General features: G+C 44.2%; 18 protein-coding genes. 3 read left to right on the top strand and 15 right to left on the bottom strand.

Annotated features, from left to right (window positions below):
• Positions 1-205: 205 nt before the first annotated feature.
• The 8 genes from sufB to STRDD13_RS07140 all read right to left on the bottom strand — a co-directional run bounded on the left by sufB (position 206) and on the right by STRDD13_RS07140 (position 8341).
• Positions 206-1624: a Fe-S cluster assembly protein SufB gene (gene sufB / locus STRDD13_RS07175; RefSeq protein ID WP_067103499.1), complete on the bottom strand. Its 1419-nt coding sequence runs from the start codon at positions 1622-1624 to the stop codon at positions 206-208.
• Between the two features lie 44 nt (positions 1625-1668).
• Positions 1669-2118: a Fe-S cluster assembly sulfur transfer protein SufU gene (gene sufU, locus STRDD13_RS07170; RefSeq protein WP_067103497.1), complete on the bottom strand. Its 450-nt coding sequence runs from the start codon at positions 2116-2118 to the stop codon at positions 1669-1671.
• Positions 2105-3337: a cysteine desulfurase gene (locus STRDD13_RS07165; RefSeq protein ID WP_067103495.1), complete on the bottom strand. Its 1233-nt coding sequence runs from the start codon at positions 3335-3337 to the stop codon at positions 2105-2107. The genes sufU and STRDD13_RS07165 overlap by 14 nt, the downstream gene beginning before the upstream one ends.
• Before the next feature lie 25 nt (positions 3338-3362).
• The gene (sufD, locus tag STRDD13_RS07160; RefSeq protein ID WP_067103493.1) at positions 3363-4625 is read right to left on the bottom strand and encodes a Fe-S cluster assembly protein SufD; all 1263 of its coding nucleotides are present in this window, start codon (positions 4623-4625) and stop codon (positions 3363-3365) included.
• A gap of 35 nt (positions 4626-4660) precedes the next feature.
• Complete coding sequence (gene sufC, locus STRDD13_RS07155) at positions 4661-5431, bottom strand: Fe-S cluster assembly ATPase SufC (RefSeq protein WP_067103491.1); 771 nt, start codon at positions 5429-5431, stop codon at positions 4661-4663.
• A gap of 76 nt (positions 5432-5507) precedes the next feature.
• A complete protein-coding gene (locus STRDD13_RS07150) occupies positions 5508-6668 on the bottom strand; it encodes a glycosyltransferase family 4 protein (RefSeq protein WP_156471289.1) in 1161 nt (386 codons plus the stop codon).
• Positions 6665-7411, bottom strand: a complete 747-nt coding sequence (gene mecA / locus STRDD13_RS07145; RefSeq protein ID WP_067103487.1) for an adaptor protein MecA — start codon at positions 7409-7411, stop codon at positions 6665-6667. Before mecA ends, STRDD13_RS07150 begins: the two co-directional genes overlap by 4 nt.
• 87 nt (positions 7412-7498) lie before the next feature.
• Positions 7499-8341, bottom strand: a complete 843-nt coding sequence (locus STRDD13_RS07140) for an undecaprenyl-diphosphate phosphatase (RefSeq protein ID WP_067103485.1) — start codon at positions 8339-8341, stop codon at positions 7499-7501.
• Between the two features lie 148 nt (positions 8342-8489).
• On the opposite strand from STRDD13_RS07140, the gene STRDD13_RS07135 reads away from it, so the two are divergent.
• Entirely contained in the window at positions 8490-10037 is a 1548-nt protein-coding gene (locus STRDD13_RS07135) for an ABC transporter substrate-binding protein/permease (RefSeq protein WP_067103483.1), read from the top strand.
• 2 nt (positions 10038-10039) lie between these two features.
• On the top strand, positions 10040-10780 hold the full coding sequence (locus STRDD13_RS07130; RefSeq protein WP_067103481.1) for an amino acid ABC transporter ATP-binding protein: 741 nt from the start codon (positions 10040-10042) through the stop codon (positions 10778-10780).
• A 66-nt stretch (positions 10781-10846) separates the two neighbouring features.
• Here STRDD13_RS07130 and STRDD13_RS07125 read toward each other — a convergent pair whose 3' ends face one another.
• From STRDD13_RS07125 to STRDD13_RS07100, 6 genes are all read right to left on the bottom strand, one after another.
• Positions 10847-11056 (bottom strand): capsule biosynthesis transcriptional regulator, encoded by a 210-nt coding sequence (locus STRDD13_RS07125; RefSeq protein ID WP_067103479.1) that lies wholly within the window; start codon positions 11054-11056, stop codon positions 10847-10849.
• A gap of 265 nt (positions 11057-11321) precedes the next feature.
• On the bottom strand, positions 11322-12209 hold the full coding sequence (locus STRDD13_RS07120; RefSeq protein ID WP_067103477.1) for an SPFH domain-containing protein: 888 nt from the start codon (positions 12207-12209) through the stop codon (positions 11322-11324).
• A 12-nt stretch (positions 12210-12221) separates the two neighbouring features.
• Positions 12222-13472 carry a threonine ammonia-lyase IlvA gene (gene ilvA / locus STRDD13_RS07115; RefSeq protein ID WP_067103475.1) on the bottom strand — a complete coding sequence of 417 codons (1251 nt, stop codon included), beginning with the start codon at positions 13470-13472 and terminating at the stop codon, positions 12222-12224.
• A gap of 156 nt (positions 13473-13628) precedes the next feature.
• Positions 13629-14651, bottom strand: a complete 1023-nt coding sequence (gene ilvC / locus STRDD13_RS07110; RefSeq protein ID WP_067103473.1) for a ketol-acid reductoisomerase — start codon at positions 14649-14651, stop codon at positions 13629-13631.
• A gap of 67 nt (positions 14652-14718) precedes the next feature.
• Positions 14719-15195: an acetolactate synthase small subunit gene (gene ilvN, locus STRDD13_RS07105; RefSeq protein WP_067103471.1), complete on the bottom strand. Its 477-nt coding sequence runs from the start codon at positions 15193-15195 to the stop codon at positions 14719-14721.
• On the bottom strand, positions 15188-16891 hold the full coding sequence (locus STRDD13_RS07100) for an acetolactate synthase large subunit (protein WP_067103469.1): 1704 nt from the start codon (positions 16889-16891) through the stop codon (positions 15188-15190). The genes ilvN and STRDD13_RS07100 overlap by 8 nt, the downstream gene beginning before the upstream one ends.
• A 372-nt stretch (positions 16892-17263) precedes the next feature.
• Here STRDD13_RS07100 and ilvD point away from each other — a divergent pair, with 372 nt between their 5' ends.
• Positions 17264-18979: a dihydroxy-acid dehydratase gene (gene ilvD / locus STRDD13_RS07095; protein WP_067103467.1), complete on the top strand. Its 1716-nt coding sequence runs from the start codon at positions 17264-17266 to the stop codon at positions 18977-18979.
• A gap of 330 nt (positions 18980-19309) precedes the next feature.
• Here ilvD and STRDD13_RS07090 read toward each other — a convergent pair whose 3' ends face one another.
• Positions 19310-21778, bottom strand: a complete 2469-nt coding sequence (locus STRDD13_RS07090) for a SpaA isopeptide-forming pilin-related protein (RefSeq protein WP_067103465.1) — start codon at positions 21776-21778, stop codon at positions 19310-19312.
• Between the last annotated feature and the right edge of the window lie 198 nt (positions 21779-21976).

Here is a 21976-nt window from a genome sequence, read left to right as displayed (position 1 = left end):
CTACTCCGCTGATTTCATCCGCTTTTACAGCCCTACTCAAGTGTGCGGAGATGGGACGACGAAATCGAATTCTAACGAATGACTGATTTCTGTCCCACTCTCTTTTTTTGCGGGAAATCCCCTCAACCTTTATTATCGAGAAGAATTTCTCTAAAAGGAAAACTCGGTCTTTCTTATCGATTCGTTTTCTCTTATCAATCGGGGACTAGCCAACTGAACCTTCCATTTCGTAACTAATCAAGCGATTAAGCTCAACAGCATACTCCATCGGCAATTCCTTTGTAAATGGTTCTACAAATCCCATCACGATCATTTCGGTCGCTTCTTGTTCCGACAACCCCCGACTCATCAGATAATAGAGCTGTTCTTCTGAGATTTTAGACACTTTCGCTTCATGCTCCAGAGCAACCTGAGAATTGTGGATCTCATTAAACGGAATCGTATCGGACTTAGAAAGATCATCCATCAAAATAGTATCGCACTCAATATGGGAAACAGACTTCTTCGAGTCTTTATTAAAGGTTACTTGACCTCGGTAATCCACTTTCCCTCCATTGCGGGCAATGGATTTCGATACAATCGAAGAGGAGGTATGGGGAGCATTGTGAATCATTTTTGCTCCCGTATCCTGGTGCTGACCAGCATTTGCAAAGGCAATGGAAAGCATGGTCCCTCGAGCACCTTCTCCATCTAGCATAACGGATGGGTATTTCATGGTTGTTTTTGCACCAAGGTTGCCATCAATCCATTCTACCGTTGCGTTTTTCTTAGCAGTTGCGCGTTTGGTGACTAGATTATAGACATTATCAGACCAGTTTTGAATGGTTGAATACCGCATATAGGCTCCATCAAGCGCAAATATTTCCACAATGGCAGCATGAAGGCTAGCTGTCGAATAGGTCGGTGCTGTACAGCCTTCCACATAGTGCACACTAGCTCCTTCATCCACGATGATCAATGTTCTTTCAAACTGGGCAGTCGCTTCATTGTTCATACGGAAATAGGTCTGTAAGGGAATATCTACCTTTACACCTTTCGGCACATAGATAAAAGTCCCTCCTGACCAAAAGGCCGAATTGAGAGCAGCTAACTTATTGTCCGTCGGCGGTACTAGTTTAGAAAAATATTGTCGAAAAAGTTCCGGGTACTCTTTCAAGGCCGAGTCTGTATCTGTAAAGATAATTCCCAGCTTGTCGTACTCCTCTTTCATATTGTGGTAGACCACCTCAGACTCATACTGAGCAGAGGCTCCTGCTAGATAAGCTCGCTCCGCTTCGGGTATCCCAATTCGTTCAAAGGTTTCTTTGATTTTTTCCGGAACATCGTCCCAATCACGTGCTGGCTTGTCCGATGCTTTTTGATAGTAGGTCAGTTCATCAAATTGAATGCCCGACAAATCCGGCCCCCATTCTTGCATTGGCATCTTGTTAAAGGTTTCCAAGGATTTAAGACGAAACTCCAACATCCATTCTGGTTCTCCTTTTTCAGCTGACATCGCTCGAACGACCTCTTCACTAATCCCTTTTTCCGTTGAAAAAACAGGGACAACATCGTCGTGAAAGCCGTATTTGTATTCGCCAAGGTCGATTGGTTTTGGCTCTACCTTTTCATTTGTTTCAGTCATAGTCTTTCCTTCTAAATTTCTCTCCTGTTGTTACAGGACTATTCCTATCTATCCGTTACTGGAGTATCACTTCGTTCGATCGCTTTTTTCAGGGCATTCCAAGAGAGAGTCGCGCATTTAATCCGCTGTGGAAACTTCGAGACCCCAGCCAGTAGTTTGGCTTCTCCCAACTGATTTTGCTCCTCATCTTTGGTCCCTTGTACCATTTTGGAAAAGATTTCCGCCAATTCCAGAGCTTGCTTCTTGGTCTTTCCTAAAACAACATCCGTCATCATACTAGAGGAAGCCGTGGAAATACTACAGCCATCTCCTGCAAAGGCGATATCTTCAATCACATCTCCCTTGAACCGGACAGACAGATTGATCACGTCGCCACAGGTTGGATTATTCAACTGAAGCTGTTCGACATCTGGCAATACCCCATGATGATGAGGATTTTTGGAATGCTCCGCAACGACAGCCATATAGAGGCTATCTAATCTAGAGAGTGCCATTAAAATACTCCTTTGCTGCTAGAATAGCTTGCACGAGCCGATCACAATCTTCTTTGCTATTGTATATCGAAAAACTTGCACGTGCGGCTGAAGAGATCTTTAAATATCGCATAAGGGGTTGCGCACAGTGATGACCAGCCCGTACTGCCACTCCTTCATAATCTAGGGCAGTTGCTAAGTCATGCGGATGAATACCATCCACATTAAATGCGATCACTCCAGCATGTCGGGAGACGTCCTGAGGACCATATACCGTTAGCCCTTCTATTTCCTGAAGTTTAGGCAGGACATAGGCCACCAAATCTTGCTCGTGTCTCCAGACATTTTCCATCCCAAGTTGGCTTAAATAATCCACTGCTGCTCCTAAGCCAATCGCCCCAGCTATATTAGGAGTTCCTGCTTCAAATTTCCATGGAAGTTCCTTCCAATTCGCACTCTGCTCATAGACAAAGTCAATCATTTCTCCACCAAACTCAACCGGATCCATGAGTTGTAAGACTTCTTCTTTTCCATAAAGGACACCCACGCCAGTTGGCGCTAGCATCTTATGCCCAGAAAAGGTTAAAAAATCACAATCCAGATCCTGGACGTCTAATGGTAAATAAGGAGCTGACTGAGCCGCATCTACAATCATATATGCACCCACCTCATGGACCAGTTTCGCTAATTCTTTGACTGGATTTTGGCACCCCAACACATTGGATACATGGGCGACACTGGCAAATTTCGTTTTAGAGGTTACCTTCTGCTGAAAATCCTCTAAATCGAGTTGGCCATCTTTTAAATAGGCATAGACCAACTTCGCCCCAGTTTTTTGGCAAGCTTGCTGCCAAGGGATAATGTTCGAGTGATGCTCCATGACAGTAATTAAGACTTCGTCGCCCGCTTGCAGCAACTGTTCTGCGAACTTCGCAACCCAATTAAGACCAGTTGTTGCCCCTCTCGTAAATAAGATTTCTTTTGAGGACTTCGCATGTATAAACTGAGTTACTTTTTCTCTTGCCGCCTCATATGAAGCAGTCGCCCGCTCCGCCAAGGTATGAACTCCTCGATGAACATTGGCATTGTCTGTTTCATAATAGGATTGAACAGCTTCTAAGACATATTTTGGTTTTTGCGTGGTCGCAGCATTGTCCAGATAAACAAGGGGTTCGTCATTCACACGTTGGTCTAAAATGGCAAAATCCTTTTTTACCTTGTAAACATCCAACTTTGGCATTTATTCTCCCTTCTTCCGATCTGAATTAACGCTTATTTAACTTTTCGTCAATGACAGCAATCATCTCGTCCCGAACTTCTTTGACTGGAATTTCAGTGATCACCGCTCCAAGAAAGCCTCGAATCACCAGACGCTCTGCAGTTTCTTGATCCAAACCTCGACTCATTAGATAGTACATATCCTCAGGATCCACCTGACCGATTGAGGCAGCATGCCCCGCTGTTACTTCATTTTCATCAATCAAGAGGATTGGATTTGCATCCGACCGAGCTGAGTCTGATAACATCAATACCCGACTCTCTTGTTGGGCATCTGCCCCTTTGGCCCCTTTTACGATATGACCGATCCCGTTAAAGGTAAGGGTCCCACGTTCTAAGATTACACCGTGTTGCAGGATATGTCCAACTGTATTGCATCCAAAGTTCGTGACACGTGTATCAATCCCTTGTACTTGACGACCTGACGAAACCCCAATCACTTTGAGATTGGCATGGCTTCCTTCCCCAATTAAGTCGCTATCAAAATCCGCGATGACATTGCCTTCATTCATAATGCCGAGGGCCCAATCAATACTGGCATCTCGTCCCAAATGACCGCGACGACTGATATATGTGGTCAAATTTTCCCCCAAGCGATCGATGGCTGCAAATTTAACCTGCGCCCCCTCTTGGGCAATCACTTGCACCGAAATATTAGCACTTGTTTTTTCAGAACCTTCGCCAATACTTTCAAAGCGTTCCAAATACTGAAAGCGAGAGTGTTTCCCTGCAATAATCAAAACATGCTTATTAAAAGGAACAGCTGACGAGCGATCCTGATAAAAATAGCTCTCGATGGGTTGATCAATCTCTACAGCGTCCGGAACATAAAGAACGGCGGCACTGTTAAAATAAGCATAGTGATACGCAGCTAGTTTGTCTTCGTTGAGGGCAACGGCCTTAGCAAAGTGACGTTCCATCACATCTGGTATGAGTTCAAAAGCTGTTTCAAAGTCAGTGAAGACCACTCCTTGCTGAGCAAGCTCTGCTGGCAACTGCTCTAGAACTGTGTTGGTCCCAACTTGAACCAATTTCGGATTCGATCCAAGGGCTGTAAAATCAGGAACGACCCCAGATGCTTCATTTTCACAAATACGACCATCTCCCAAATTCCAACGATGAAATTTAACACGTTCAATGGCTGGCAAGTCCAACTGATCTAGCTGGTCAAAAGCTGAGAGTCGAAGTTCTTGTAACCAAAGCGGTTCTGCATGGGCTTGGGAGAAGGCGATGATAGATTCTTTAGACATGGTTACTCCTTTTTAATACGTGTTGAGTAACAAACTCAAGCTTCTTCATGGTATTCGTAGCCAAGTTCTTCTGCAATGTTGGCATAGCCTTCTTGTTCTAGACGAGCTGCCAATTCTGCTCCTCCTGAAAGGACGACTTTCCCATCCATCATCACGTGGACAACATCTGGTTGGATGTAATTCAGCAACCGTTGGTAATGGGTGATAATCATTGCCCCAAAACCTTCTCCACGCATAGCGTTGACTCCTTTTGACACGACTTTGAGAGCATCGATATCCAAACCAGAGTCAATTTCGTCCAAAAGAGCGAACCGAGGTTCCAACATTAACAACTGAAGAATCTCATTGCGCTTTTTCTCCCCACCAGAAAAACCTTCGTTGAGGTAACGTTCCGCCATTTCTTCCCGCATCCCAAGCAATTCCATCTTTTCATCCAGCTTTGTAATAAAGTCCAAGACGGAGATTTTCTCCTCGTCTTCTTTTCCTGCATTCATGGCAGCGCGGATAAATTCAGCATTGGTAATACCAGGGATTTCAGAAGGATATTGCATGGCTAAGAAAAGACCAAGCCGAGCCCGTTCATCCACTTCCAAGTCCAAAATGCTCTCGCCATCAAATAGAATATCCCCTTGCGTAATTTCATAGTTGGGATTTCCCATGATAGCAGCGGACAAGGTGGATTTCCCAGTCCCGTTTGGACCCATAATTGCCGCGATTTGTCCTGTTTGCAAGCGTAAATTGACACCTTTTAAGATTTCTTTCTCTTCAATGGATACATGAAGATCTTTTATTTCAAGTACAGTCATTCGATACTCCTTTATCGTTAATCTCTTTATTATATCAAAAAAGAGCCCATCAGGCTCCACTTTTGTTTGAAATCATCTAATCGTCATCCGACGAATTCTTTTTCTTGTCCTGCCCCTTTTTTCGCTCACCTGTCCCAAGACGTCGTAGGAGATTTAGAACGGGAGTTCGATCTTTTCCTAAAATGCCAATCAGCTCACAAAAAATCTCGATGGCCAAAAAGAGACCGATCACTAAAAGCAAACCACCCCAACGGGAAGAAATATTAAACAAGAGAGAAATCATTGCAAAAATAAATGAAATAGCATAGATGACTAAAACAGTATTTCGGTGGCTAAGTCCAAAAGACAATAACCGATGATGGAGGTGCATTCGGTCTGCTTCATATATCTTCTGCCCAGATAAGGTTCGACGGATAATCGCTACCACTGTATCTGTCAGAGGAACACCCAAAATAATCATCGGCGTAAAAACTGCAACTGCCGTAGCATTTTTCAAACCTTGCAAGGAGAGAACTGCAATCATAAAACCAATAAATAAAGCGCCCGTATCTCCTAGATAAATAACAGCTGGATGGTAATTGTAGGGTAAAAAGCCTAAGATGGACACCACGAGGACAAAAATCAAAATAGTGAGGTAAATGTTGCTCTCATATAAGAAAAAATAAGACACAATCCCCATTGTCGTAAGCGAGATGACCGAAACCCCTGATACCAAGCCATCCAAGCCGTCAATCAAATTAACAGCATTTGTAATCGCCACAATCCATAAAACGGTCAGAAAAAAGGACAACCAGTCCGGAAACGACAACATCGGTCCTCCAAACGGAATTTTAAAATCACTAAATCTAAAATCCGTCAAGAACCACACTAGACTCGCTGCAAGCACAATCCCCATTAACTTCGGCAGGGGTTTCAACTCTTTGATATCATCAATCAAGCCCGTCAACACCACAATCCCCGCGATCAAGACAATCGGAAGAGCATAGTCAAAATAACTCCCACGTGGGGATAATCGTGTGACAATCATCGGCAAGAGACATAAACTGGAAAAAGAGAAGGCTAGAAAAATAGCCAAACCTCCTGCCGTCGGCATGGGAACTTTGTTGATTCTTCGTGCATTGGGCTGATCCACTGCTTTGATCTTAAAGGCCAGCCAACGAACCAAAGGAGTTAAAATAGCAGAAACCGCAATCGTAATGAGCAAAACCATCACATATTGCAAAGGAAATGTCGTCATGCCAATTGCACCTTCCTTAACTCCTCTACGGCATCCACCGGTAATAAGAGTCGACCATGCTCTTGAAGAAGAGAGCGACTAACTGCCGCTTCTTCAGCATGCTCTAACATTCGGGCCAAAAGATAAACAGGGTAGTTCTCGGGATGATCTTCAGTATCAACCAAGATGACTAGATAGTAACGATCTTCCAACTTATAGAGCTCAGAAGTACTGGTCTCGTAATTCATAGAATGCGAAAATTCCACTGCCGAGCGCAAATCCGGGAAAACCAAAATATAGTAGATAAATTGGTCTTTTCCTGCTTCTTCCTCTTGATCTCCAGCATGTTCTTCTGCTTCTTCCACTTCCTGCAAATGGCGAACTGCTTCTTGGTCTGCTTGACTGTGCTCCCGAATCGTTTTTTCCATTGTTTTTAGGAAATCTTCCGGATTCATGTTGGCTAAGTCATCTAAGCTATCCAAACCAGCAAAATCAGCTAAGTCATCAAAATTCAGATTTTGATCAATCTCTGATTTCGTTACAAAAATATCGATTTTATCCGGTTTAGGCGTCACACGAAAACTCAACATTCCAGATTCCTTGAAGGTATCCGGGAGATCCAACTCATCCAAGACTCCATAAAAAAATTCTTCTGTTTTTTCCTGAGGGATTAAGAAATCAGATAATTCCATCCCTCGCTCTTCTAAATCTTCCATCATTACAGTAATTTTCAGGGTCGAATCACTGATCTGCTTCATCTTCATACTCGTCCTACCTCATTGCATAGTGTCTATTTATTATACCGGAAAGTGCATTTTTTGACAAAGAAAAAGCAAGTTCCATCGACTTGCTTAAAAGAGGAGCCCTAGCCCAAAATAAATCAAAATAATGATCCCTAGAACGATCCGGTACTTTCCAAAGAGAACGAAGGTATGTTTTTTCACAAAATCTGTAAAGAAGCGAATCACCAAGACCGAAACCCCAAAGGCCGTCACCATCGCAAGTCCCAACAAGAGCCATTGGAAACCTGTCACCGATACTCCGCTTACTAATAGCTTGAGAAGTTTTAAGAAGCTAGCCCCAAACATAATCGGAATCCCCAAAAAGAAGGTGAATTCTGTCGCTACGCTGCGACTCGTCCCCACCAAAATCCCTCCTAGAATCGTTGCCCCTGACCGACTTGTTCCGGGTATCAGCGCTAGCACCTGGAACAAACCAATATACAAGGCCGTCAGATAGGACATCTTACTCAAGCTGGTAATCCGGGGTTCTTGATTTTCCTGCTTTTTCTCAACATATAGAAAGGCCAAGCCATAGAGGATTAACATCAGGGCCACCACAACAAAATTATAAAGGGTCGCATCCAGCCAATCATCCAGAAGAAAACCCAGAACAACTGCTGGAAGAGCCGCTACAGCCACCTTAGCCCAAAGTTGCCAAGTCAATCGAATCTGACGTTTACTCTTTCCTTTTTTAAAGGGATTCAGTCGATCAAAATAGATCACCAAAACCGCCAAGATAGCTCCCAGTTGGATCACGACATTAAACATGGATTGAAAGGCTTGGCTGACGGATGAAAAGCCCAGAAATTGGTCTACTAAAATCAAATGCCCTGTTGACGAAATCGGCAACCACTCGGTCACTCCTTCGACAATTCCAAAAAAGATTGCTTTAAAAATTTCTACCAAAAACATGTCCATCTCCTTTTCTCAACCATTATACCATAAGCCAAGTAGAATTTTATAGATAGCAAGGTTTGAAATATCGGCCAACTTTAGCTACAATAGATAAGATTATTAAAGGAGTTTTTATGAAAAAAAATTATACGCTTTACTTTTCGGAATCCTAAGCCTAGCCCTCGTCTTTGGCCTCTCCTACTTTCTCACTAGACCTTCATCAGACGGTAATCGTTACCTGAGAATTGGGATGGAGGCGGCCTACGCTCCCTTTAACTGGACGCAAAACGACGATTCAAACGGGGCTGTTAAAATCGAAGGAACCAACCAGTATGCCAATGGCTATGATGTGCAAATCGCTAAAAAAATCGCCCAAAGCATGGGGAAGGAACCGCTGGTTGTCAAAACTTCTTGGAATGGTCTGATTCCTGCCTTGACCTCTAAAAAAATCGACCTGATCATCGCAGGGATGAGTCCGACAGAAGAACGAAAGAAAGAAATTGCCTTTTCTAGTAGCTATTATACAAGCAAACCGGTCATCCTTGTGAAAAAAGATGGAAAATTTGCGAACGCTCGGTCTCTAAACGATTTCAGTGGAGCCAAAGTGACCTCTCAACAAGGAGTTTATCTCTACAATCTGATCAGCCAGCTACCGGGCGCACAAAAAGAGACCGCTATGGGAGACTTTGGCCAAATGCGTCAAGCTCTAGAATCGGGTGTCATCGACGCCTATATTTCAGAACGTCCAGAAGCCTTGACTGCAGAAGCAGCCAATTCGGCCTTCAAGATGATCCAACCCGAACCGGACTTTTCAGTTGGATCCGAGGACGCTTCGATTGCGATCGGGATGCGTAAGGACGATGAACGGATCTCCCAAGTCAATCAAGCGATTGCATCCATTACTGCTGAACAGCAGACAAATTTGATGGACAAGATGATCACCGAGCAACCGTCTAGCACCGAGGAGAGCACAAGTAGCAACTTCTTCACTCAAATTCTGATGATTCTTAAAGAAAATGGTCCCGAGTTTCTCCAAGGGACTGGCATGACCCTCTTAATCTCCATTACAGGGACCATTTTGGGACTGATCATTGGCCTTCTCATCGGTGTCTACCGAACAGCCCAACTATCAGGTAACCGCCTCGTCCGCTTCTTCCAACGATTGTTCCAGATGCTGCTGTCTGTCTATATCGAAATTTTCCGAGGAACCCCAATGATTGTCCAATCGATGGTTATCTACTACGGAAGTGCGCAAGCCTTTGGATTTAACCTCAACCGGACCATTGCAGCCATCTTTATCGTCTCCATCAACACTGGAGCCTACATGACAGAGATTGTCCGTGGCGGCATTTTAGCTGTTGACAAGGGGCAATTTGAAGCTGCAACCGCTCTTGGAATGTCTCACGGTCAAACCATGCGAAAAATCGTTTTACCACAGGTCATTCGAAACATCCTACCAGCTACCGGGAATGAATTTGTCATCAACATCAAAGATACGTCTGTACTGAATGTCATTTCAGTAGTAGAACTTTACTTCTCCGGAAATACCGTCGCCAACCAAAACTACCAGTATTTCCAAACGTTTACCGTTATTGCGGTCATCTACTTTATCTTAACCTTTACCGTGACTCGTATCCTGCGAGCCATTGAAAAGCGAATGGATACAGATCATTACACGACTGGTGCCAATCAAATGCAAATTGAGGAGATTTAACCATGACGCAACATATTTTGGAAATTCAACACCTAAAGAAGTCTTACGGGAACAACGAGGTTCTCAAAGATATTTCCCTAACCGTTCAAAAAGGTGAAGTCATCTCAATCATTGGAAGTTCAGGTAGTGGAAAATCCACCTTCTTACGGTCAATCAACCTACTGGAAACCCCGACAGGTGGGGAAATTTTCTATCGCGGTCAAAACGTCCTTGACCCTCACTATGACCGTGCCCAGTACAGAGAGCGCCTGGGAATGGTCTTCCAAAACTTCAACCTCTTTGAAAATCTCAATGTTCTTGAAAATGCCATTGTTGCCCAAACTACTGTCTTAAAGCGAGATCGGGCGGAAGCAGAAGAAATTGCTAAAGAAAACTTGACCAAGGTCGGAATGGGTGCTCAATATTGGCAGGCCAAACCCAAGCAACTCTCAGGAGGGCAAAAACAACGAGTGGCCATCGCTCGTGCCCTCTCCATGAACCCAGATGCTATCTTATTTGACGAGCCAACTTCTGCTCTTGATCCAGAAATGGTCGCAGAAGTCCTGAAAATCATGCAAGAGTTGGCTCAAGAAGGACTGACTATGATAATCGTCACTCACGAGATGGAATTTGCGCGCGACGTCTCTAGCCAGGTCATCTTTATGGACAAAGGATTAATCGTCGAGCAAGGATCTCCAAAAGATATCTTTGAAAACCCAAAAGAAGAACGAACCAAAGAATTTTTACACCGTTTTTTAAAGTAAATCTCGTCCTTCGACTCCAAAGAAGACGAAAAAAGCATTCGAGAGAAATTCTCGAATGCCTTTTTATTAGTCTTCAAACTTTTTATGATTTTTATCGTAGTACTCGATTAATCCGAGTGCTGTTGCAAAGGAAATGTTATCAATTTTTGCACGACCTTGCGCAAGTGCAATGATGGACATTTCTCTAGCGTTTGTTTCCTTGCTGATACGGTATCCTGTAATCTTCTTTTCCCGTACCCATTCTACAACCGCACTGACTTTATCATAACTATTCATTTGACACCTCTTTCTTTTATATTCCAAACTATAATATACAGATATCTCAACTGATTGTCAAGCAAATAAACTTTTCATCTTGAACGTTCCCTTTGTTCCCATACAAGAGAGGACAGACTTGATTGACAAAAAAGAAGAAACCTTCTAGGATAAGAACAACAGTCACTTACCAAAAGGAATCTTCTTCTAGCTGAGATGTCAACATCCGTCCTCGTCTACCGCTTAGGTAACTAAAGGACTATTTTAAGGATCGAAACGGATTGCATTACATCGCTTTTAAAGCGGATAAAACTTGTGACCTTATATCTTCTACTCCTTCTGGGGAACTTGGAAGAAAGAGGGTCTGATTGCCATTTGCTGCAAACTGATTGAGCGTATCTAGGTATTGGTTTGTCAGTAGGATAGACATGATTTGCTCTTCTGACATGCCGATATTGGCTTCTTTAAGCTCTAAAATAGATTCTGCTAGCCCATCGACAATCGCCTTCCGTTGCTGGGCAATCCCAACCCCGTGAAGACGATCTTTTTCAGCCTCAGCCTCAGCAGCGGTCACAATCTTGATTTTGTCTGCATTGGCCAACTCTTGAGCCGCCACACGTTTGCGTTGTGCGGCATTGATTTCATTCATCGATTGTTTGACTTCTGCATCCGGCTCGACACGCGTAATCAAGGTTTTCACGATGATATAACCATAGGTCGACATTTCCTCTGCGACTTGCTTTTGTACTTCGAGGGCGATCTCGTCTTTTTTCTCAAACAATTCATCCAAGGTCAACTTTGGAACGGATGAACGCAAGGCATCTTCAATATAAGATTTAATCTGCTCTTCTGGACGCATGAGTTTGTAAAACGCATCCATAACATTGGTTTCATTGACGCGATATTGGGTTGCAATGTTCAGGGTGACAAACACATTGTCTTGCGTTTTCGTTTCCACCACTAACTCACTTTGTAAGAGTCGTAACTGAATCCGGGCAGCAAGGCGATCGATCCCAAACGGTGCCCGCACATGAATCCCAGATGAGACCGTCTTTTGGTAGCGACCAAAGCGCTCAATGATCACAACCGTCTGCTGACGAACCACAAAAATGGTGCTCAAAACAACTGCAAGAATAATGACAATAAGACCAAAAAGTACCGCTAAGAATTCCATATTCTTCTCCTTTTAAACTAACATTTTATAAAGCGAATCATTTTCATGAAGATTGATAAAGCTAGGATCGAAAGTTTCCAGTCGATCGAGGAAAGATTTATAATCGCGCTTATCGGCTAAGGTGATCCCGATCAGAACCGCTCCTTTTCCGCGAGAAGCCCGTTTCATATATTCAAAACGAGTAATATCGTCATTTGGACCTAGAATATCGTTCACAAACTCTCTCAAGGCACCTGGGCGTTGTGGGAAATTCACGACGAAATAATGCTTGACCCCATCATAGATCAGGGCACGTTCTTCCATCTCTGGCATGCGGTTAATGTCATTATTCCCCCCAGAGATGATGCAGCAAATCGTTTGACCCTTGATCTGATCTTTCACTACTTCTAGCGCTGCAATGGCCGCCGCGCCAGCAGGCTCTGCGACAATCCCTTGTTTGGAATACAGATCAATGATGGTCTCTGAAATCCAGCCTTCATCAACACCGACAAGCTGGTCCACATATTTCCTTGCCACTTCATAAGTAGTTCTTCCCACTTTTTGAACAGCGATTCCATCTGCGAATTTGTCAATATGCTCTAATTTGACTGGTCGCCCTTTGTCAAAGGCTGCCTTCATGGAGCGTGCACCATTCGCCTCTACACCGACAATTTTGATTTCTGGAACTTGATCTTTAAGATAAGTAGAAACCCCCGAAATGAGACCGCCTCCTCCGACTGGCACCAAAATTTGATCAAAGGAAATTCCTTGTTTTTCTGCCTCATCCAAAATCTCCACGGCCACTGTCCCTTGACCTGCTTGAACTCGTTCATCATCAAAGGGATCAATAAAGGTCTTCCCTTCAGACTCTGTATAATCTAAAGCTGCCTTTGCAGCTTCGTCAAAGGTGTCTCCGACCAAGGAAATAGTGACATAATCTCCTCCGAAAAATTTCACCTGTGAAATCTTTTGCTGGGGTGTCGTGACAGGCATGAAAATGGTGGCCGGAATCTTCATTTCATTGCAAGTATAGGCTACTCCCTGAGCATGATTCCCGGCTGAAGCACACACAACTCCTCGCTCTTTTTCTTCTTTATGAAGCTGCGAGATGGCATAGTAAGCCCCTCGGATCTTAAACGAGCGAACTCTTTGTTCATTTTCTCGTTTGATATAAATCTCTGCATCATACTTTTCCGACAAGTGCCGATCATAGTCAAGCGATGTCCGAAGAATGACATCCTTCAAAACGGAATACGCTTTTTCAATCTCTGTTGCTGAAAGCATGGACCGCCCCCCTTTTCTCTAATTACCCTTTATTATAGCAAATTTATCTTTTTTTGACAGCCCTTACACAAACTTGATGAAAAAGAGACAAATCTCAAAATGAAGATTTGTCTCCTCTTATCTTTGACAAGAAGGACCGACTGAACCGGTTCTTTCTTAGTTGTAGATTTTGAAGGCGTCATCGTCGTTTTGACCAACGAATGGCATTGCTTTACGCAATTCAGCACCAACTTTTTCGATTTCAAGGTTAGCAGCTTCTTCACGGTAAGCCGTCAATTTAGGACGTCCCGCTTTGTAGTCGTTCACAAAGTCGTTAGCGAATTTACCATTTTGGATGTCTGCCAAAACTGCTTTCATGTTTTCTTTCACTTGTGCTGTGATCACGCGAGGACCGGATACATAGTCTCCGTATTCAGCAGTGTTAGAAATAGATTGACGCATTTTCTTGAAGCCACCTTCGTAGATCAAGTCCACGATCAATTTCATTTCGTGGAGCACTTCGAAGTAAGCCAATTCTGGAGCATAGCCCGCTTCCGTCAAGACTTCAAAACCTGCTTCGATAAGGGCAGTCAAACCACCACAAAGAACTGCTTGCTCCCCGAACAAATCTTCTTCAGTTTCTTCTTTGTAAGTTGTTTCAAGAAGACCCACACGTGCTGAACCAACACCTTTACACCAGTCCATAGCGATGTCTTTAGCATTCCCTGTCGCATCTTGGTAAACTGCGTAAAGCGCAGGAACACCAAAGCCTTCTTCAAAAGTACGACGTACCAAGTGACCTGGTCCTTTAGGCGCACACATAAAGACGTCGACATCCGCTGGAACTTTGATGAATTCGAAGTGGATGTTAAATCCATGTGCAAAACCAACGGCATTTCCAGCTTCCAAGTTTGGTGCAATTTCAGCTTCGTAAAGCTCTGCTTGGATTTCATCTGGAGCCAAAATCATGATCACATCTGCCAATTTAGTTGCTTCTGCTACGGTGTAAGTATCAAAGCCATCTTCTTTAGCCTTATCAAACGACTTCCCTGGACGAACACCGATAATCACATCGTGACCTGTATCACGCAAGTTTTGTGAGTGGGCATGTCCTTGTGATCCATAACCGATAACAGCAATTTTCTTACCGTCAAGTGCTGGTACTTTTACGTCTGCTTCATATTGCATTTCTACTGCCATAATATTTCTCTTTTCTATTTTCTATTTTTACCTAAGTGGTTATTGAGGTACAGTTGCTAAGGGGGAACTAGTCCCGGCTAAATCCAGTGGTTCCTGTCCGTGCGATATTTTTGATCCCATAGGGTTCAATCACTCGAAGAAGGGCTTCGATCTTATTACTATCTCCTGTCATCTGGATCGTGATCGAGTGGGGAGCCACATCGACAACAGATGCTCGGAAAGGCTGAATGAGAGCGAGAATTTCAGCACGTTTGGAAAGAGGGGCTGAAATCTTAATCAAAATCACTTCTCTCTCCAAATGAGGAATATCCGTAATATCTCTCACACGAACAACGTCGATCAAGCGATTCAACTGTTTCACAATTTGCTGAGCCTCTTCAATCGTCTCGACATCAATAATAATTGTAATGCGCGAGACATCTGGTTCAGAAGTTCGACCGACGGAGATAGACTCGATATTCACTTGTCTCCGTGAGAGGACACCCGTGAAGCGATTCATCACTCCCGTCGCATCTTTCATCTTAGCGGTTAACATTCTACGCATTGAACTTCACCCCCAGCATTTCTTCATTACTCTTTCCAGACGGAACCATCGGATAGACATGTTCCCGATTGGAAATGTTGATTTCAATCAGCATTGGTCTTGGTTCTGTAATCACCTTCAAATCCTCTTCCAAGCTTGCTGGATCAGAGAACTTGTAATGAGGGATGCCATAGGCCTCTGCCATTAATTGGAAATTAGGCTCTGCATCGAAGGTTGATTCGCTCCGGTGTTCGTTGTAGAAGGACTCTTGCCACTGACGAACCATCCCTAGAGAGTGGTTGTTAATCAAGACCACCTTGATCGCAATACCGTAGCCATTCAAGATCGCCAATTCCTGATTGGTCATCTGAAAGCCTCCGTCCCCTACAAAAAGAACAACTTCTTTGTCAGGGTTGGCTAATTTTGCTCCGACCGCTGCTGGGATCCCAAATCCCATCGTTCCTAGTCCGCCTGATGTGATGATCTGACGTTCGTGCTTGTAAGGATAAAACTGGGCAGCCCACATTTGATGCTGACCAACATCCGTGACCACAATTGCATCCCCTTTGGTCAGCTCACCGATAATTTCAATCGCGCGTTGTGGTTTGATGATCTCTTCACTTGGCTTGTAGTAGAATGGTGCCCGCTCCTTGTTGTGCAAAACTTGCTCAGTCCAGGAAGCATGATTGGTGGCTACGGTTTCATATGCCAAGAGTTTTTCCAAGGTCCGTTTGGCATCTCCAACGATCGGTACATCCGTTTTCACAACCTTCCCAATCTCTGCCGGATCAATGTCTACATGCACGACTTGACATTTTTTCGCAAATGTCGCTGGGTTCCCAGTTAATCGATCAGCAAATCGAGAACCAAAGTTGATCATTAAATCACACTTGGCTAGGGCCATATTGGAGGCATAAGAACCATGCATCCCTCCCATTCCAAGGGAGAGACGGTGCTCTATCGGCATCACTCCAAGACTCAATAAAGTTGAAACTACCGGAATATCATACCGTTCTGCAAAGGCAATCAACTCTTTCGATGCCCCAGCATAGTTGACTCCACCTCCAGCAATGAGAACTGGTCTCTTAGAGGTTTTTAGGAGCTCCATCAGCTTTTCGATCTGCCGTCCATTTGGCTCGAGATTTGGCTGATAGCCAGGTAGTTGAAGACTTGGATCATTGTATTCTGATACGATCGCTTCCTGGATATTTTTTGGAACATCAATCACCACCGGTCCCGGCCGACCTGTCGTCGCAATATGAATCGCTTCTGTCACGATGCGAGGGATATCTGCGGCTTCTCGAATCTGATAATTGTATTTGGTAATCGGGGTGGTAATTCCAACGATATCTGCTTCTTGAAAGGCATCCTTCCCAATTCCGGACGTCCCAACTTGACCAGTAAAGACTAGCATGGGCACACTGTCACTCATCGCATCTGCAATCCCGGTAATGGCATTGGTTGCACCCGGACCACTCGTTACGATGGCGACTCCGATACGGCCTGTAGACTTCGCAAAACCTTCCGCTTCATGTGTCACACCTTGCTCGTGCCGGCCCAAGATATGTCGAATCTCTTTGTGCTGATAGATCGCGTCATACAGGGGCAATACTGCGCCACCAGGGTAACCAAACACGGTATCAATCCCTAGCTCAAACAAGGTATCCAAAATCAGGTCAGCACCCGTTTTTGAACTCGTTAGCTTTATTTTCTTCACAAGCGCCTCCTTTTCGTAAAATTGTCTAAAAATTCAAACACTATATCTATCTTACCACTTAAAGGTAAAAATGCAAGCCTATTTCGTCAATTTCACTGAATTTCACTCGTTTTGTCCTCTATTATAGCAATTTCCCCTTATTTTAAAAGAATTTTCTAGAAGAATCTCTGTTCTTAATCGAAAATCCGAATATTACCTTTTGGATTAAATTGTCAGACTTTTCTAAAATAATTAGAGAACAGGAAAATTTTTCCCAGAACTATGCTATAATTAAATAATATAGAAAAGAATCTGCTTTTTTGCTGGAAGAACAGAAAAGGGGTTCCCCTCCTATCTTCTATGCTTTAGATCAGTTAATGGAGAAGAAAAACAATGACAGATAAAGAAACATTAAAAAATCTCCGTCATCGGAGTTCTGTCTACGACAGCATGGTCAAATCCCCAAACCGGGCCATGCTTCGTGCGACAGGGATGAAGGACGATAACTTCGAGACCCCGATTGTCGGTGTTATTTCGACTTGGGCAGAAAACACCCCTTGTAACATGCACCTGCATGATTTTGGTAAAGTTGTAAAAGAAGGTGTCAAATCCGCTGGAGCTTGGCCTGTCCAATACGGAACCATTACCGTTGCGGACGGAATTGCCATGGGAACACAAGGAATGCGCTTTTCTCTTACATCACGGGATATCATCGCAGACTCCATCGAAGCGGCCATGGGCGGACACAATGTCGATGCCTTTGTCGCCATCGGTGGCTGTGATAAGAATATGCCTGGATCTGCCATCGCGATTGCCAATATGGATATCCCCGCCATCTTTGCCTATGGTGGAACGATTGCTCCAGGAAATCTCAACGGCAAAGATATCGATTTGGTTTCCGTTTTTGAAGGGATTGGAAAATGGAACCATGGCGATATGACTGCCGAAGAAGTCCGTGAAATCGAGTGTAATGCTTGTCCAGGACCTGGTGGTTGTGGAGGAATGTACACTGCAAACACCATGGCAACAGCCCTGGAAGTGATTGGAATCAGTCTACCAGGATCTTCTTCCCACCCGGCTGAATCACCAGAGAAAAAAGCAGACATCGAAGAAGCTGGTCGTGCGGTCGTACGGATGTTGGAATTAGGGATCAAGCCATCGGATATCATGACCCGTGAGGCCTTTGAAGATGCGATTACTGTGACCATGGCATTGGGAGGTTCAACCAACGCCACTCTTCATTTGCTCGCCATTGCCCATGCAGCCAATGTTGACTTATCTCTTGAAGACTTCAACACCTTCCAAGAAAAAGTCCCTCATTTGGCTGACTTGAAACCATCTGGACAATATGTCTTCCAAGATCTCTACAATGTTGGAGGAGTCCCAGCGGTCATGAAATACTTGCTCAAAAACGGCTTCCTTCACGGAGATCGCATCACTTGTACAGGTAAAACGGTCGCTGAAAACTTAGAAGACTTCGCAGATCTGACACCAGGTCAAAAAGTTATCATGCCTCTGGAAAATCCAAAACGGGCTGATGGACCACTCATCATCCTCAAAGGAAACCTCGCACCAGATGGAGCTGTGGCCAAGGTTTCAGGCGTAAAAGTCCGAAACCACACTGGACCAGCTAAGGTCTTTGACTCTGAAGAAGAAGCCATTGAGGCTGTTTTGTCTGACGATATCGTGGATGGCGATGTGGTTGTCGTGCGCTTCGTAGGGCCTAAGGGTGGACCTGGTATGCCAGAGATGCTCTCTCTTTCTTCTATGATTGTTGGTAAGGGACAAGGGGACAAAGTCGCCCTCCTGACAGACGGTCGCTTCTCCGGCGGAACCTATGGATTGGTCGTCGGCCATATCGCACCAGAAGCTCAAGATGGTGGACCAATCGCCTACCTACATACAGGAGATCTGGTCACAGTTGACCAAGATACGAAAGAAATCACCATGCACGTATCCGAGGAAGAATTAGCCAAACGAAAGGCGGAGACCACATTACCGCCACTGTACAGCCGTGGCGTTCTTGGAAAATACGCCCACATGGTTTCCTCAGCTTCGAAAGGAGCTGTCACAGACTTCTGGAAACCAGAAGAAACTGGAAAAGCATAATTCAAAAGAGGCTGGGACAAAAGTCCTAGCCTCTCCATTGTTTTTGGATTGTCGAGCAAGACGCAGTGGTTGAGTGGGCTCTACTCCGCTGATTTCATCCGCTTTTACAGCCCGACTCAACTGTGGGGAGGTGGGACAGAAATCGAATTCTAAGAAATTCCCGATTTCTGTCCCACTTTTTTTTTTCTACCTCTTTTTAGACGCTACTGCCTTCACACAAAAAGTTATGCTAAAAAGCAAGGGTTCTGTCCCCCTTGCTTTGGAATTTCTGTATGGTCAGAGTGATTTCTTTTTTAGACCGAATAGACTCCGCCAAATCACTAGCAGATATTAGTGGAGCTCCTTCTTTCGAAGGAGGAAGAAACCAAGAACCATCCCTACGAGACCACTGAAAACCAGAGCATCATTTGAGGTAGCACCCGTCTTAGGAAGAACCTTCTTAGAGCTAGGTGGTGGAGTCGTTTCTTTTGGAGGAATCGCCGGAATTTGCTCGTTCACAATATTCCCCTTGTCGACTAGTTGGTCCGTCGCAGCTTCTAACTCGGCAGCTGTTACAGAAATGACCTCTGTCGTCAATTGGTAGCCCGCCGGAGCTGTTAGCTCCTTGATGATATAGTCTTTGGCTTCAACCCCTGTAAAGGTGATCAGCCCCTCGGCATCCGAAGTTGCTGTTGCTTGGCCTTCTCCGTAAGGATTGGCAACTGGAGTGGTGCCATCTGCTTCAAAAAGACCAAAAACAGCACCTGCCAGGGCATTCCCTTTATTGTCCACCTTGTGCAATTGAACATTGTAGAGTTTCAATTCTGGTTTCTCAACAGTCGGAGGAGTTGGTGGGATTTCAGTCGTCACCACTGTATTGGTGAACGTTTTCTTGTCTCCATAGCTAGCCACGGCCTTTATGGCATGGTTAGCTTGGTCTTTAGAGACGGCTACAGTTACCGTTATATTTTCTTCATCATAGGTGACTCCTTTTGCTTTGTTTTCTGGAATCACTTCTTTAATGGTGTAGGTATAGGTTTGGCCTGCGTCTGCTTCTGTATAGGTGAGTTCATCAAAGACGATACTGCCGTCTGCAGCATTGGTCTTGGTTTGTAGAACATTGCCATTTTCATCCAACAATTGGAAACTGAATTCCCCCTCTACAAGATCACGCCCTTCCAATATTTTTTGACTCTTGAATTGGACACTGCCTGGTGTTGGGGCTGTATAGATGTTGGCAAAAACGGTGTTATTCGGGTATTCAACAGTTGCCTTGAGAGAATCGCCTTCTCGTGTTACCTTGATAGTGACTTGCTTTTCGGTCGTATCATAGGTAATTCCTGGAACATTTGCAACAACTTCCTTGATGGTATAGGTGTGCTCTCCCTCTGATTGGTAAGAAATGGCTTCGAAAGTGACCTTCCCGTCTTTGTTGGTAGCCGTCTGAAGTTTGTCCCTTCCCTCATACAATTCAAAACTGAACTCCCCGTCTTTTAAGTCTCGGCCAGATAGTGTTTTACTTAATTCAATTACCGCACTGGTCGGGGTCGGTTCTTTGACAATCGCTTTGTTGGTAACCGTTTTTTGAGCGATTTTCGTCGTCCCAAAATCAGCTGGTTTGATGTCGATTGGTGTTGCATCCAATTCATAGCCTTCTGGCGCTTTGGTTTCCACCAATTGATAGTCCGCATTTAACAAACCTTCGACGCTCGCTAGCCCTTGTGCATCCGTTGTGACAGTCTGTACGACCTCACCAGTAGCTACACGAACAACATTGAACGTCGCCCCTGCAAGAGCAAGAGAATTATTCGCTTCATCTACTTTCTTGATGGTCACACCATAGTTGTAGCCTACTGCTTCTCCGCCAGCCGTCTGGTAAACGAATGGGTTGCTTTTGGTTTGCAATTCTTTGTCAGCTTTCAGGACAACGTTGTTGAGGAAACTTTCCCCATTCGCAGGTGTGTATGAGATTTTTACTTTATAGACGATGGAGTAGCCTTCCGATTGATTGACCGTTCCTAACTGAACTTGGAAACTCTTTTGGTCCGCTCCAAATGTGACTGGAAGGTCCACCGTGGTTGCATTTTGCAATTCCAATTTGTGTTGGCTATTGACAACCCATTTCCCCTTTTTGATCACAAAGGAACCTTGCACATAGCTCATACCCGCTGTCCCTAAGCTATCCGAGACCAATGTATCTCTCAGCGTATCACCTGAAGCATTCACCCGAACTTCATACTGACGAGTAATCCCTCCTTCAGCGAGCGATTCTGTTCCCCAGCTCACCTTGTCTAAGATTTTTTTCGTATCTCCTGGGTCGACTACAAAGTCTACTTCCCCAATCGGAGTAGGATTGTTATCCACGTCCAGAGTAATCGGTACCTTACTTGGCGAGGCCGTTCCTGCTTCGACACGGACATCAAAAAAGAGGTGGCCTGTAATATCTGATTTTGTGCTGACATAATCCGTATAGGTCAAAGTGATGGTCTTATCACTCGCTCGAATGACCGCCTTCGCAACAACGGAACTTCCATCTGGACTCAGCACATCAAAACTTTGATCTTTTATAAACTTCAGATTTTGGGGCAAGGTAATGACCGCTTGATCCCCCGTCTGTGTATCGTTTGGAACTGAAAAGTCTAGATCTACTTTGATATTGGTATATTGGTCAACTGGAGATTGTTCAGGTGTGATCGATTTATTCGTGATGGAAATCTTTCCTGAACTACCCGCAGCATGGACAGTTTGCATCCTGTCCCAACCAAAAATGACGGCAAAAAAAAGTAGTAGTGACAATCCTACGCTAATCTTTTTCTTCATTTTTTCTCCTATTTTTAACATTAAGTCACTGTTTTGTCACCATTTCGTAACAAAATAGCAATCAAATGGTATCATATTGTCTTGAAAATTGCAAACAAATTCTTACTTTTTGATAAAACGTTCGGTATTTTCGAACCGCTTTCAAAAATAGTCGCATTTTTTCCAAAAGCTCATTCTATAGGATATAAGAAGTTACTC

Origin of the sequence: Streptococcus sp. DD13, from assembly GCF_001578875.1 — a bacterium.
In the GTDB taxonomy this organism is placed as follows: Bacteria; Bacillota; Bacilli; order Lactobacillales; family Streptococcaceae; genus Streptococcus.
This window is presented reverse-complemented; position numbering and strand designations above follow the sequence as displayed.